Below are 14957 nucleotides of genomic sequence, written 5' to 3'. Positions count from 1 at the left end.
GCAATTTGCCGCACCGCCGAGCGCTAGTGCCTATGGAACCAACCAACAAAAGAAACTTTGCCCCCGTTCGCGCTCTGGAGCGCGGTCTGGCCCTGCTTCAAGACCTTTCTCTCTATAAGGGCGCACATCCACAGCAGATTGCGCGGCGGCTGGAATTGCCGCGTCCAACTGTGGTTCGACTTCTCGAAACGCTGGAAGGGCTGGGTTTTGTTGAACGCAGTCCATCGGATGGCAGCTGGTATCCGACGCTCTACGTGCGGTCGCTTTCCGATGGCTATAATGATGAAGCATGGGTGCGCGAATGTGCAGCGCCGGAAATCGAGCGGCTTGGCAAGCAAATCCTCTGGCCAGTCGATCTGCACACATTGCAGAACGATATGATGCTGGTGCGGGAATCGACGCACCGCACCAGCCCCTTTTCCATTCAACATGGCCTTGTTGGCACGAGATTGCCCATTCTGCATACGTCTTCCGGGCGAGCCTATCTAGCCTTCTGCCCGGATGAAGAGCGGGAAGCCATTTTGGACCGGCTTGCGCAAAACCCCGCCAATCAGGCGGCGCTTGCGGGCGACCGCCGCCATATCACGCAGCAGATCGCCTTTACTCGCCAGCAAGGATACGGGCTGCGGAGCGGGGAACTGATCCGCGCAACCAACAGCCTCTCCGTGCCCGTGCACGCCAAAGGCCGAGTACAGGCGGTAGTCACAGTGGTCTGGTTCGTGTCAGCGCTTCCGGTGGCGAAAGGTGTTCGGCGTTTTCTCGAACCGGCGCGGGAATGTGCGGCGCGGATTGCTCAAAAATGCGAAGCTTTCCCCGACATGACCATGCGTTATCGGCGCGAAAACTCCGATCCCGCAGAATAAGTCCCTCTTCCGGAACGTCGTTCATCTGGTGAACGCAACTCCAATTCGATCTGGCCTTGGACCGCTCGCCGCAGCATAAGCCCAGCGAATGCGCGGCCCCGATCGGGCCGCGTTCGAAGAATCGAAGGGAGTTACAACGGTGCGACTAGTTTCATTTACGACAGCGGATCAAGGTGCGGGTTATGGATTCATTACCGAAGCGGGGCTGCACAAGGCTTCTGCCGCTTTCAAGGCTCGGTACGGCGATCTGCGGGCTGTTTTGAACGCCGATGCCGTGGCCGAACTGTCTGCAAATGCGGAAGCGCCGGTTCCCGTATCGGATGTCACCCTGGTTTCTCCAATTCCAAACCCCGACAAAATTCTCTGCGTCGGTCTGAATTATGCCGCGCATATCAAGGAAACCGGTCGCGAAAAGCCCAAATATCCTTCGATCTTCACGCGCTATTCGTCGTCTGTTCTCGGACATGAAAATCCACTGTTACGGCCAGCCGTTTCCCAGGAATTCGACTATGAGGGCGAACTCGCCGTCATTATCGGCAAACCGGGTCGAAATATCCGCGCCGAAGACGCCGCGGATTACATCGCAGGCTATTCCTGCTTCAACGACGGCTCGATCCGCGATTTCCAGCGTCACACGACCCAGTTCTGGCCGGGCAAGAGCTTCGACGATACGGGCGCCATGGGGCCTTGGCTGGTCACGAAGGACGAACTGCCAAATCCGGAAGAACAGCATCTGCGCACCCGGGTGAACGGTCAGGAAGTGCAAACGACGCCGATTTCGGATCTGGCTTTCTCCATTGGCGAAATTATCGCCTATGTTTCGACAGTGACGAAACTGCTTCCGGGCGACGTCATCGCCACCGGAACGCCCGGTGGCGTCGGCAAGTTCCGCGAACCGCAGCTCTATATGTTCGCTGGTGACCGCGTTGAAGTTGAAATCACCGGCATTGGCACGCTGTCGAACCCAATCGCTGACGCAGCCTGATCACGCAAGGCCCCGCCGAAAGCGGGGCCAATCAAAGTTTATGAGGAGGAAAAGGCCATGGCCATCAATGCTCTGGGTTATATCGGCGTGCGCTCCGACAAGCTTGATGACTGGGCCGGCTTTGCATCCGGCCTGCTTGGCATGCAGAAAATTGACCGTGCCGCCGGTCAGCTGGCTTTCCGTATGGATGATCGCATGCAGCGGTTGATTGTGCTTGACGAGCCGGGAGAAACACTGGCCTGCATGGGCTGGGAAGTCGAGTTTCAACGCGACCTTGATCAATATGCATCACGCCTGGAAGCGGTTGGCACCCGCGTTTATCCCGCCAATGCTGCCCTTTGCGATCAGCGCTTTTGTGCGGACATGGTCTGGTTCGACGATCCGATGGGCAATCGCATCGAGCTGGTCTGGCAGCCGATGATTGCCTCCGATCCTTTTGTCCCGGGTCGCCCCATATCAGGGTTCAATACCGGCCCGCTCGGTATGGGACATGCAGTGCTGCATGTGAAAAATATCGAGATCATGATGCCCTTCTATCGGGACAATCTGGATTTTCGTGTAACCGATTATGGACTGAAACCCTATGGGCTTTATTTCTTCCATGTGAATGACCGCCACCACAGTTTTGCAATGGTCGGATCTGGTCAGCAGGGGTTCCATCATTTCATGGTGGAGTTCAAGAACCTTGACGATGTTGGACAGGGATATGATCTCGCTGGGCTGGAAGACGGTCGGGTGGCTTATACACTTGGACGACACACCAACGATTACATGACATCATTCTATGCAAACACACCTTCGGGTTTCTTTGTAGAAAACGGCTGGGGTGGAAGACAAATCGACCCTGCAAATTGGGAACCACATGAAACTACGGACGGACCTTCCTTCTGGGGACATGAGCGTCTCTATCTGACGGAAGAAGGAGGTCGAAAGCGCCTGCGCGACATGCGGCTCGACGCCGCCGCACGGGGTATTCGCGCACCAGCAGTCGCGGATTGCCCCTGGCTCTATGAAGCTGTCAAGAAAGAGCTTTCATAAGCCTAAAGACGTTTATCTGGACCGACTGCAAGCTATGGCTGCGCGGGGATTACGCACTGAAGAGACAATAGCCCCGCAAACGGGATCGGGCGCTTCCATTGAGCCGGTACGCAGCCATTACCACTTGACCTTGAAGCCGGCGGTTGCCTTTAGGCTGTAGCTGTTTGCGAATTGGTTGAGGGATGTGTTGATGGTTCCCTGACCGTAGATGAGATATTTGGTGTCGGCCCATGCATAGGTTCCGCCGGCGCCGACGCCGGCCCAGGTGCGGTCGTTGTCGGTGTTGAAGCCGACGCCGGAGACATTGATGCGGGTACCGCCGAGGAACTCCTGGTAGAGATTGGCGATGCCATAGACGGAGGTATTGACCTTCCGTCCGTCGGTTCCCTGCCAGTTTGCGTCATAGCTGGCGGCAAGGCCGATGCGGCCGGTCAGGCTGTTGCCCTGGGTGACGGCGACATCGGCCTGCCAGACATCCTGGAAGTCATCGGCATTGATCGCCGACCACATGAGCTGGGCCTGCGGGGTCAGCGACCAACGATCGTCGATCGCCACGCGCTGGCCCGCTTCCACGCTCAGGGCATAACCAAAGGCCTTGGCGCCATCCTTCAGGCCGGTATTGGCCGTATCGGAGTTGAGGTCGTTGTCAAACCAGCTCAGCTGTCCCTGCGTATCGACATACAAGCCATTATTGCCGTACCAGGTGGCGGTGGCGCCGAGGCTCCAGGCACTGGTGGCGATGCTGCCATCGCCATCCCGCGCCGATATATCGCTGTGGCCGGTGCCATATTGACCGGTAATGCCAGCGATGAACTTTCCGTTCTCGTCCTCATAGAACTGACCATCGACGCCCGCCTGCATGAGGAAGGTGTTGATGTCCTGCTTCATGCCCGTGGCGGTGTGCGGGTCCAGACGATTATGCGCCCCTTCGATGCGCGCCCAGATGCCACGTTCGTCGACCACCGCCCCATTGGTCCGGCCATCGCCGTTCTCGCCGGTCCAGTAGCGCTTGCCGACACGTTCCTGCAATGTCGGCAGCTTGTTCAGGGCCTGCATGGTCTGCACATATCCCTGATAGACTGGCACATTGGCGCCATAGCGCGGATCGGGATTGTCCGGATGGTCGGGATTGGTCGAGTTGTTGAACTGGCTGGTCAGATACCAGTTGCCGTCATTGCTGCCCTTGGCCGGGCCCTGATGCAGCGTATAGGCATAGGCACCGGCCACCACCGCCGGCTGGCCATCCTTGGTCAAATAATCTCTGGTGAGCGAGAAGGTGCCATTCGACTGGCCGCTGACCTCGACCACTTCGATACCGTTGGCGGTCTGTGCGCCAAGCCCGCCGCGATTGACCACCTTGAGTTGGGTATTGCCCGATGTGTCGCCACCGACCTTCAGCCTGTCGGTCCTGGAATTGTCGCCGCCAAGAACCGTGTTGATGGTGATTGTGCCACCATTGCCGGCATAATTGCCGTTGACCGTCAGCGTGGTGCCGGGCGCACCGGCATTCATGTTGATGGCGCCGCCATTGGAAAGGGCTGCCAATGTCGTATCGAAGCCGCCCAGATCGAGCGTGCCGCCGGAGGCCACGTCATAGCTGGACGAGGCCGTGTTGAACGCGCCTGCCGCCCCTTGCGCCAGTGTGCCGCCCGACACCGTTGTCTGGCCTGTATAGCTGTTGGCTCCCAGAAGCGTCTCGGTGCCCGTTCCGCTCTTGGTCAGTCCGCCCGTTCCCTCGATCACGCCGGAGAAGCTTGCGCTCTGATCGGTTGCAAGAGTGAGCGTGCCGCTGCCAAGCCTGACCATGCCCGCACCCGAAAGCGCGCCCGATGTCACCTGATGGTTGGCAAGATCGAGCGTCGTACCCGCAGAAAGCGTCACGGTGCCGGTCCCGAACACGGTGCCATCGACACCGGCTGCAACCCCGCCGCTCTTGACGGTCAGCCCGCCGGTGAACGTGTTCTGCCCGGAAAGCGTCAGCACGTCGCTGCCCTGCTGGATCACTTCGCCTATGCCGGAGATAGCCCCGGCAAAGGTCGAATGGACACCCTGACTGTGATCGAAGACCAGTCGGCCATGATCGCGATGGCTTGGGTCCTCTGTCAGCACGACATCGCCGGTGATGCTGCCGCCCGTGCCGCCATTGCCAAGCTGCAAAATGCCGCCGGTGACGGTCGTGCCGCCGCTATAGCTGCTGTCGCCCGTCAGGATCAGCGTGCCGTAATCCGTCTTGTTTATCCCACCGGTTCCCTCCAGTTCATTGTCGATGGTTGCCGTGATCGGCGCAGCGTGTTGCAGGCTGTCACCGACGCGGATGATCGGCTGGGTGGAATGGGCAAGCGTCAGCGCTCCGCCCGTCAGATGGTAGCCATCGCTTGCAAACTGCATGCCCGCCGCGGTTATCTGGCCGGAGGCATTGTCCACCTTTACCTGTCCGGCCGTGCCGCCGAAGACGGCAAACGAACCATTGGTGTAGCGAGCATTGAAGAGCTTGTCCTTTTGCGGTGAATTCGGCCCGTTACTCTCGGTCCAGTTGTCCTTCTCCAAATTCCATGTCCCGGAACCGCCCACAATCTCGTTGGTCTGGTTGTTGTGGTCGCGATTGCCTGCGGCATTCCAGTAATTGACCGTGACGCCGTTCTGATTGACCAGATTGACCTGACCGGGATAATCGGTCTGCACCCACATGCCTGCTGCTTCCGACCCGGCGGGAACCGATCCCACCGTCATGGTGCCAAAGCGACTGCCGGTATAGTCGAAGATGCGATAGGTGCCGGCGCCAAAGCCGCCTATGTCCCCGGTTATGTTCAGGGTCGAGTTGCCCAGATCAAGGTCGCCATTGACCTGGAAGAGGGCATACAACGATGGGGTGGCGAGCGAGACATTGACATAGCTCGCGCCAAGGGTGAGTTTGCCATCCACCGTCAGTATCCGATCGGCGCTGCCGATGAGCGTGCCGTTATCGGCGACAGTGACATCGCCATGGATGGTGCCGGTACCACTCAGTGTAGCCCCGCCTTTGACGTTGATTGCGGTTTGCTGGGCAAACTCCTCCGTGCCAAGCGTGCCATCGACCCGCAGAGAACCTGCATCGATCGTAGCCATGCCGGTCCAGTCGTTATTATCCGCTGCAAGCGTCAGCTGCCCGGTTCCCGTCTTGGCGAAGTCTCCGTTGCCCCCCAGACTTCCTCGAAGCTCGAGATCCTGGTCGGTCTGGAGGGTGCTGCCATTGGCGTCCATCTCTATATTGCGCTGCATGGCGTTCTGGCCGGTAAAGGCTGCCATGTTCTCGAATATGCCGCCATTCAGTGTGAGATCGCCCGAGATCGCGCCCAGCTTCTTGTCGCTGGCCACCTTGAGCGTGCCGCCGGCGATGGAGGTACCGCCGGAATAATCATTGTCTTCCGTCAGGGTCAGGGTTCCGCTGCCCCTTTGTTCCACGCTGCCAGCCCCGCTGATCTTGTGCTGGAAGGCATAGGTGTCGCGGTCAAAGGCAAGGGTTGCCCCCGCATCCACCGTGACAGCGCCGGCAAGATCGCCACTCGCCCCGCCATCGCCCACTTGCAGCGTGCCTTTCTCCACCCTGGTCATGCCCGTATAAGTGTTGTTGGCCGTCAGGGTCAGCGTGTTGGCGCCAGCCTTGGTGAGGCTGCCCACGCCGCTGATAGCACCGCTCACCGTCACATTATGCCCGTTCGTATCAAGCGTCGCGATATTGCCCGGCGTCGTCCCCAGTTGCAGGTTATGGGTGAAGCTTCCCGCGACATTGATGTTCTGGTTGAAACGCAAGGTCGCGCCATTATCGATCGCCACATTGCTGCCTGTCACACCCAGATTGTCATCCTCAGTGACGATGGTGATGCCGCCGGCAAGCGTGGTGCCGCCGCTATAGGAGTTGTGGCCGGAGAAAGTAACCGTGCCGCCCTGAACCAGGACACTGCCCATGCCGCTGATCGTATTGTCGATCGTGGCCGGGGTCGCCCCCGCATGGACGGCAAGCACCCCTTTATCCGTGGCGCTCGTGCTGGTGCTGATATCCCCCAGCACGCTGCCATTGGTCGTGCCGTCGCCAAGCTGCAATGTGCCGCCGCTGATATCGGTGCCGCCCGTATAGGTGTTGATGCCGGTCAGGACCAGCGTGCCGGCGTCGGACTTCATCATGCCGTTCGTGCCGGTGAGCACCGTCGCGATGGTGGCGGTGGGCACGCCGTCACCGCCGCCGCCGCCAACCCTGATGTTCGGCTTCATCGATGGGGTACCTTGCGGTGAAACAAGCTCTAGACTACCGCCGACAAGCTTGTAGCCGGAGACCATGAACTGCATGCCCGATGCGGTGATCTCCCCCTCGCCTGGATCGACCGTGACCGTACCGCTGTTACCGCTGAACACGGCAAAGTCGCTATTAGTCCAGGAGCCGTTGATGTCGTATTCGGGGGAGTCCGTCCAGTTGAGGCTTGTCGAAGCCGCCGTCCAGGTGCCATCGCCGCCATACAGATGACCATCGCCCACCGAACCGGTCTGGGTGCCGTTCCAGTAGTTGAGATGGGTGCCAGTGGAATTGACGATATAGATATCGTTGGGCCCTTGGGTATCGATGGACACCTTGGTTCTATCCACCCCGCTCGGCAGCGTGCCGATCGTCAGCGTACCCGACTTGGAGCCATCATAATGGAACAGATGATAAAGGCCGGGGGTGGCCGTGCCGAACGACGTGACACTGACCACTCCGCCAAGCGCGAGATTGCCCTTCACGTCGAAGATGCCATCCGGGTCGTTGGGTCCATCGAAGGACGCGCTGATGACGCTGTTCGTACCCAGCGTCAGGTTGCCATTGAAGGTGAGCCCCTGGCCGGAGGTTCCCTCAAGGGTGCCATTGACCGTCGTATCGCCGCCGATGGTGCCGCCGCCGCCAAGCGTTGCACCGCTATTCACCGTCACCGTGCCGCCGAGCGAATTGTTAACCTCAAGCGAGCCGTTCGCCACCGTGGTGACACCGGTAAAGCCACTGCTGTCGCCGGTCAGCGTCAGCGATGCCGTACCGCTCTGGATCAGGGTGCCATCGCCGCTGATCACGCCATCGAAGGTCAGGGCCGCGCTGCGCTTGAAGTCGAGTGTGCCATGATTGGTCACATTGCCCTTGATCTTGCCCGTCGCGCCGCCGGCGCCCACTTGCAGCGTGCTGCCGCTTTCAATCGTCGTGCCGCCCTTGTAGTTGTTATCGCCGGTCAGGATCAGCGTGCCCGTGCCGTTCTGCACCAGCGCGCCATCGCCGCTGATGACGCCTGCGAAGATCGTCTCATTCTGGTTGTGGAAGATCAATGTGCCGCCATTGGCCACATTGTGCATGATGCTGCCATCCGCAGTTGCATTGCCAAGCTGCAATGTGCTGCCGCTTGCAATCGCCGTGCCGCCATTATAGTCATTGGTCGCAGCCAGCACCAGCGTGCCATCCCCGGTGACGTTGAGTTTGCCCGCGCCGGTCAGCGTGTTCAGGAAGGTGGCTGTCTTGTTGGTGTCGGTGTTGATGGTCGCGGTTCCCGCCTCCAGCGTCACCATGCGGCTGGTGCTGAAATCATCCGTCAATTGCAAGGTGGCGCCGCCGGCGATGGAAAGTGTACCCGCAGTCGCGCCCAGATTGGCGTCGGAACTGACCGCAAGTGTCCCCCCCGCCACCACCGTGCCACCGCCATAAAGGTTGGTGTTCGAAAGGGTGAGCGTGCCCGTACCCTGCTTGGTGAACGTGCCGGCACCGTTGATGACACCGCCAAGCATGGCATCGTGACCATTCGTGTCGACCGTGCCCGCACCGGTCAGATACACGAAGCGATTGCTGCTGAAGGCATCCCTATCGATCTGGAGCGTGCCATTGTTCAGCGTCAGCGCGCCGACTGTTCCCGTGGTTGCACCCAGATTGCCATCCTGCGCCACCACGAGCGTGCTTGCCCCCGTCACCGTCGTATCGCCGGAATAGGTGTTGACGCTTGAAAGCGTCAGCGTGCCGCCGCCCTGCACCACCAGGCCATACGCCCCGGTAACCAGGCCCGACAGCGTGCCGCTATGGCTATTGGTATCGATGGTGCCGTCATAGGACAGCGTGACCGCGCGCCCGCTTGCAAAATCATCGGCCAGAAGTTGCAGCGTGCCGCCATTGAAGGTGAGCCCGCCTGCCCTATCGCCCAGATTGTCATCCGTGCTGACCGCCAGAGTGCCGCTATCGATCTCGGTGCCGCCACTATAGCTGTTGTGGGCGTTTGCCAGCGTCGTCGTGCCCACGCCCGACTTCACCAACCGGCCGTCCCCGCTGATCAGCCCGTAGAACGTATAGGTGTTGCTGCGCGCCAATTCCAGCGTCGCGCCGCCAGCCACCGTGACATCGCCTGTAATATCGCCGGCCGTGCCGCCGATCCTGAGCGTGCCGCCCAAAACATCCGTGCCGCCGCCATAGCTGTTGGCCGCCGTCAGCGTCAGCATGCCCGTGCCCTGTTTGGTGAGCTTGCCGTCACCGTCAATCACCGCGTCGAATCTTGCATCGAATGTGCCGGTGTCGATCGTGTCATTGCCCGTCAGATGCACCTGCCGGCTCGTGCTGAAGCTGGCAGCGCCGATCCGCAACGTGGCGTCATCCAGCGTCAGCGCACCGACCGCACCATTCTGCGCGTCCGTATTGCCCAGATTGGTGTCCGAGGTCACCATGAGCGTGCTGCCGCTCACCGTCGTATCGCCGGAATAGCTGTTGGTGCCCGAAAGCGTCAGCGTGCCGCCGCCCTGCATGGTGAGCCCGCCCGTGCCGGAGATCGTCCCGGCCAGCGTGATCGTGCCCGCGCGGTCAACGACAAGCGCGCCATTGTTGACGATATCGCCCGCAAGGCTGCCAACAGTCCCCCCCGTGCCGATGTGAAGAGCTGCCCCCGCATCGATCGTTGTCGCCCCCCCGCCGGTATTGGCGCCCGTAAGCACGAGCGTGCCCGCCGATACCGACGTCGCGCCTCCATAGCTGTTATTGCCCGACAAGGTCAGCGTGCCCGAACCACTCTTCGTCAGGAAACCAGTGCCGCTGATCTTCTGCGACAGGATGAACGAATTGGATCGGTCAACGGTGAGCGTGCCGTCGTTCCAGACATCGCCGCTGCCCAGCGTTCCGGTTGTGCCGCCATCGCCAACCTGCAAGGTGCTGCCAGTGGCAATTGTGGTTGTCCCGCTATAGCTGTTATCCGCACCCAGCGTCAGCGTACCTGAACCGTTTTGAACCACATTGCCGCTGCCGGTTATCGCGTTATCGAATTTATAGCTGTCGCTGCGGTTGAAAACGAGCGATCCATGGTTGGCTGCCGTACCGGTATCCACATCCGACGCCAGACTGCCATGTGTACCACCATTGCCGATTTGCAGCGTTCCGCCACGGATCGTCGTCGTTCCGGAAAAACTATTGTCATTGGACAAAATCGTTATCCCGGCGATCTGGCTGATCGTCCCCGTACCGCTGACGGCTGAGGAAAACTCATAGGCGGTGCCCGTATGATTGAAGATGATTTCTCCGGCTGCATTGACCGTGATGCCGTTGGTCGCGACAACATGCCCTGGCGCGGCAGCGGCATCGGATACGCCTCCGCCAATATTCAGCACTCCCGTAAAGTCGCCACCCGTACCATCCCCGCCGATCACCATCGCATCGGCATTGAGGCTTCCTCCGTCGGACAGGGTCGCAATCCCTCCACCGGCCTGACTGCCGATCGTAACCTGTCCGGCAGCAGTGAGATGACTTCCGGCGCCTTCAATGGTGAGGGTGGGCGTGGACAAGGCACCGCTCAGCGAAACAGTCGAACTGCCGGTTACAACGGCGCCCGCTTCAATGTTGAGACTGGCCCCCTTGTCGGCATAGGAACCGGTCAAGAAGATGTAGCCCAATGTCGCAGTCGTTCCGCCCCCTGTTAGGGTTGTATCACCACGATTGGAGGTGAACCCCACACTCGCGACAATCGCCCCGCCATCACTGACATTCAGGGTTCCGTCACCGTCTTTGCCGACGGTGACAGTCCAATCAGAATTCAATTGCGAGTGTAGCCCGCTGACGATTACCGTTCCTGTTGCTTGCTTACTGCCCCCAATTAAAAAATAGGAGGCTGATACGCTAGCGCCGTCCAACACTTGCAACGTGCCTGACGATACGCCTGAATATCCGCCATCACCGACAGAGAACGTTCCGAGGTAAAGTGGATCGTTCAGAATCGAGCCCGCGCCCATTACGGTGACAACAGAGCCTTGTCCGCCGATCGTGGGATTACCTGCGTCCAGTTCCCCGCCACCTTGTATGGTGAGCCAACCCGTTCCGCTCTGGCTACCTACAGTCAGAATGCCTGAAACTGCTTTCCGCCCGTCAATCACAGGGGCTCTGGCTTGGCTATCCGCAATGATTGTCGTTTCCGCCCCTTTTGTCGGCACTTCCCCATTCGACCAGTTGGATGTCGTGAACCAATCCGTATTGGTGGCTCCGGTCCAATCACTCCCGGTAGCCCGACTTACCGTGACCATAGATCCCATGACCAAGGCCAGACCGGTCACACAGCACCGGCCTGCATATTTTCCGCATATCGATCGCAGCACTGGCCAGATCAATTTAGATTCACCTAATAATAATCAAATCATGGTGCGCGTGAATTAACATAATTCGCGAATCACCTTAACAATTCGTGGTCAATCATAAAAGTATACCAACTCAAAGCCATAAAAATACCTATATTAATACTTTATAATATTACGATATACTTAATTTAATGAAGCCAGGCATCCAAGTTTATTCTATCTCATCAACGGCTGGTTTACCCACGCGAAAAGCAGCTAATCCCGCCGGATCAATCCGACCTCTTTTCAAAGCCGAAATGCAGGGCTTCTGCTACAGAATTGAGCGCCCGCTTCTCCGCGGCACGCAAACCGTGCTAGAAGAACCTCATGACCGTGTTCTCCGCCGTTGCTCCCATCTATCATCCGCCGCTCGAACCCTATGTCTCGATCCTGCATCGCGATGAGGGTTTTCTGGTGCTGGACAAGCCAAGCGGCCTTCTATCCGTGCCGGGACGTCATCCGGCCCTGTCGGACAGTCTTGCAACGCGCGTTCAAAAACAGTTTCCGCATGCCCAGATGATCAACCGCCTCGACAAGGATACGTCCGGCCTTGTGCTCATGTCGCTCAACCGCAAGGCCCATGCCGCCATCGCGGCGCAATTCGAAGCGCGCACGGCGCAAAAATCCTATGTCGCCATGGTCTTGGGGCGCGTCGAAGCGGATGAAGGGTTGATCGATCTGCCCTTGGCACTCGACGCAGACAACAAGCCGCGCCATCGTGTCGATCACGATCATGGCAAGCCTGCGCAGACGCGCTGGCAGGTTCTGGATCGGGACGAGCGCGTTACCCGGTTGCAGCTTTTTCCCCTCACGGGCCGCACCCATCAGCTGCGCGTCCATATGAAAGCACTCGGCCATGTGATCCTCGGCGACGAATTCTATGCCGAAGGCGAAGCGCTCGCCGCCGCGGACCGGCTGCTGCTGCATGCCGAACAACTGTCCTTCCGCCATCCCGATGGAGGCGACGTGACGTTCACCGCCCCCTGCCCGTTCTGAGAGCATCCATGTCGCAGAAGATCGATACATCCGAGCTGGTCGTTGATTTCGTCGGCGGCGCTGTCGGGCACCGGTTTCGCTCCGGCGAAGGTCGCGGACAGGCTCTCGCCAAGGCTGCCGGATTGACGCGCGACGTGACGCCGGAGATCGTCGATGCGACGGCAGGGCTTGGACGGGATGCGTTTCTGCTGGCCTCGCTCGGTGCGAAGGTGACTTTGATCGAACGCTCCGAAAAGATGCATGACCTTCTGGCCGATGGCTTGGCGCGCGCAGCGGCGGAAGGCGGCCGCTATGCGCAGACTGTCGCGCGCATGACGCTTTTGCACGGCGATTCCTGCCTGCTCCTGCCTGGGCTCAAACCGCAGGTCGTGCTGGTTGACCCCATGCATCCGCCACGCGGCAACAGTGCGCTCGTCAAGAAGGAAATGCGCCAGATCCGCGAGATTGTCGGCACCGATCCGGATGCCGAAAGGCTGATGCAAATCGCGCTGGAAGCCGCGCAGAACCGTGTGGTGTTGAAATGGCCGCTGCGCGCCGAGCCACTGGCCGGACTACGCAAGCCTTCCCACCAGATACTCGGGAAAAGCACGCGCTACGATGTGTTCGTGAAGGCAAGGCTCACTTGAAATCAGGCGGCTTCTATGACGTTTCGCCCGCGCGCGGGACGAGGCCGCGCGACATTTCATCGGAATAGATACGGACACCGTTGCGGCCATTGGCCTTGGCGGCATACATGGCGGCATCGGCGGCTGCGAACAGCTCGGCAGCCGACCGGCCGTGTTTCGGAAAACAGGCAACGCCAATACTGCATGTGACTTCCAGGGATGTTCCGTTCAGCTCGACCGGCTCGCTGATCCGACGCCTGATCTCATCCAGCCTGGAGCCGAAATCGCCGTCATCGGCCCACAGGACAAGGATGAACTCATCACCGCCCATCCGACCGGCGAGTTCACCGTCCCGCAGCAGAAGCGAAATCCGTCCAGCAATCTGTTGCAGGAGCTTGTCTCCGGCCGCATGCCCGAGCGTATCGTTGACCGGCTTGAACTGATCGAGATCGAGAAAACCGATGGCCACCCGCCGGGATCGGGAGGTTGCCTGTTGCAGGAGATGCTCAAGCTTCCGCTCCAGAAAAGCCCTGTTCGCCAGTCCCGTCAGCGTATCGTGTTCAGCCAGATAGCGGATGCGCTCATCGGCGATGCGCCTGTCGATGGCAATTCCGGTCATACGCGCGGCAGTGGTGAAAAACTCCCGGAGGCCGCGATCATCGGAGGCATCGCCATCGACCACAAAACCCAGAACGCCATGCCCCGCACCGTCGGCAGACGGGATTTCCATTGCGAATGTCTCGCTGTCGGGAACCAATGTCTTGAGCGCCGCTTCAAGCCCATCTTCAAGGCTCCCGTCAAGACTCAATGACGAAAGCTGTTCGAGCCGCTTGCGCAAATCCGTCGCCAGCAAAGGCAGGGACGGTGCGGAAACGGCCACATCTTTCGCCGCCTCACTGCCAACAACCGCGACACAGCGAACGCCCGCAGCCAACCCTTCCAGCAAGCGCGTCAACTGATCGATGAACTCCGGTATGGCGACCGCGCTCACCGTCATTTCAAGGATGCGGGCCTGAACCTGCATGAAGCGCTCGGCCTTTTTCTTGATGGAGATATCCCGCGACACCCCAACGACACCGATGATGTTGCCGCTTCTGTCGCGCAGGGGCACGCGCGAGATCATGAGCCAGCGGTCCGCGCCACCGCGCATGGCGCGCTCTTCATAGCCAAGATCAGGCTGGCCGCTTTGCATGACCCGGTTTTCGATTTCCGAAATGCGCGCTGCAATCGCAGCTTCACCGTGAATATCGAAATCCGTCAGCCCAATGAGTTCATTGATATCCGAAAGGCCATTGTTGCGAACCACCGCGTCATTGGCAAACAGGAACCGTCCCTGCAAGTCCTTGGCATAGATGAAATCCGGTACGTGATTGATCATCGCGACAAGCCAGTCAAGCGGCTCCGTCCCGGCAGGCTCATGACCGGCGGGCTTTTGCTGTGACAACTGGCCAGCTCCATCGTCAGGGCGCGGATCAGTCTTCGTCTCATCGGCGCCTTGCGCCGTCATGTCTGCCGGGCTTTTCATGGATAGAGCCCCTCCATGCTTCCAGAGCTATATTAGCAATCTTTTGATTGCAAGGAATGGCATAAAACCGACTGTCCCCGCTTGCGTTGCCGACACTTGATGTCGCGCGGATTCTGGATTGGATTTGTTGTCAGTTGGTCGGCTGGAGTGTCTTTAAACGCGGAAAGCCCCGCTGGCTGAGCGGGGCTTTGATATTGTTTGGTTGCGGGGGCAGGATTTGAACCTGCGGCCTTCAGGTTATGAGCCTGACGAGCTACCGGGCTGCTCCACCCCGCGTTAATGCATTTGATTATATACCGGTAAGGATCTTGTATGGGCGTTTTGCG

7 protein-coding genes and 1 tRNA gene are annotated in these 14957 nt (G+C 59.5%); 5 read left to right on the top strand and 3 right to left on the bottom strand.

What is annotated here, in order from left to right; translation table 11 throughout:
• Positions 1-32 precede the first annotated feature (32 nt).
• The 3 genes from AVM02_RS00040 to AVM02_RS00030 all read left to right on the top strand — a co-directional run bounded on the left by AVM02_RS00040 (position 33) and on the right by AVM02_RS00030 (position 2886).
• Positions 33-863, top strand: coding sequence for an IclR family transcriptional regulator C-terminal domain-containing protein (locus tag AVM02_RS00040; protein WP_411504977.1), 831 nt, complete (start codon positions 33-35; stop codon positions 861-863).
• A gap of 139 nt (positions 864-1002) precedes the next feature.
• Positions 1003-1848: a fumarylacetoacetate hydrolase family protein gene (locus AVM02_RS00035; RefSeq protein ID WP_411504976.1), complete on the top strand. Its 846-nt coding sequence runs from the start codon at positions 1003-1005 to the stop codon at positions 1846-1848.
• Between the two features lie 57 nt (positions 1849-1905).
• Entirely contained in the window at positions 1906-2886 is a 981-nt protein-coding gene (locus AVM02_RS00030) for a VOC family protein (protein ID WP_411504975.1), read from the top strand.
• Between the two features lie 117 nt (positions 2887-3003).
• Here AVM02_RS00030 and AVM02_RS00025 read toward each other — a convergent pair whose 3' ends face one another.
• A complete protein-coding gene (locus AVM02_RS00025) occupies positions 3004-10776 on the bottom strand; it encodes an autotransporter-associated beta strand repeat-containing protein (protein WP_411504974.1) in 7773 nt (2590 codons plus the stop codon).
• Positions 10777-11832: 1056 nt separating this feature from the next.
• On the opposite strand from AVM02_RS00025, the gene AVM02_RS00020 reads away from it, so the two are divergent.
• Both AVM02_RS00020 and AVM02_RS00015 read left to right on the top strand, forming a co-directional pair.
• A complete protein-coding gene (locus AVM02_RS00020; protein ID WP_411504973.1) occupies positions 11833-12501 on the top strand; it encodes a pseudouridine synthase in 669 nt (222 codons plus the stop codon).
• 8 nt (positions 12502-12509) lie between these two features.
• Positions 12510-13127 carry a class I SAM-dependent methyltransferase gene (locus tag AVM02_RS00015; protein ID WP_411504972.1) on the top strand — a complete coding sequence of 206 codons (618 nt, stop codon included), beginning with the start codon at positions 12510-12512 and terminating at the stop codon, positions 13125-13127.
• 13 nt (positions 13128-13140) lie between these two features.
• Here AVM02_RS00015 and AVM02_RS00010 read toward each other — a convergent pair whose 3' ends face one another.
• Positions 13141-14631, bottom strand: a complete 1491-nt coding sequence (locus AVM02_RS00010) for a diguanylate cyclase domain-containing protein (protein WP_411504971.1) — start codon at positions 14629-14631, stop codon at positions 13141-13143.
• 199 nt (positions 14632-14830) lie between these two features.
• Positions 14831-14907, bottom strand: a tRNA-Met gene (locus tag AVM02_RS00005).
• Positions 14908-14957 lie beyond the last annotated feature (50 nt).

The organism is Brucella anthropi (genome assembly GCF_046630315.1).
Lineage (GTDB): Bacteria > Pseudomonadota > Alphaproteobacteria > Rhizobiales > Rhizobiaceae > Brucella > Brucella anthropi_A.
This window is presented reverse-complemented; position numbering and strand designations above follow the sequence as displayed.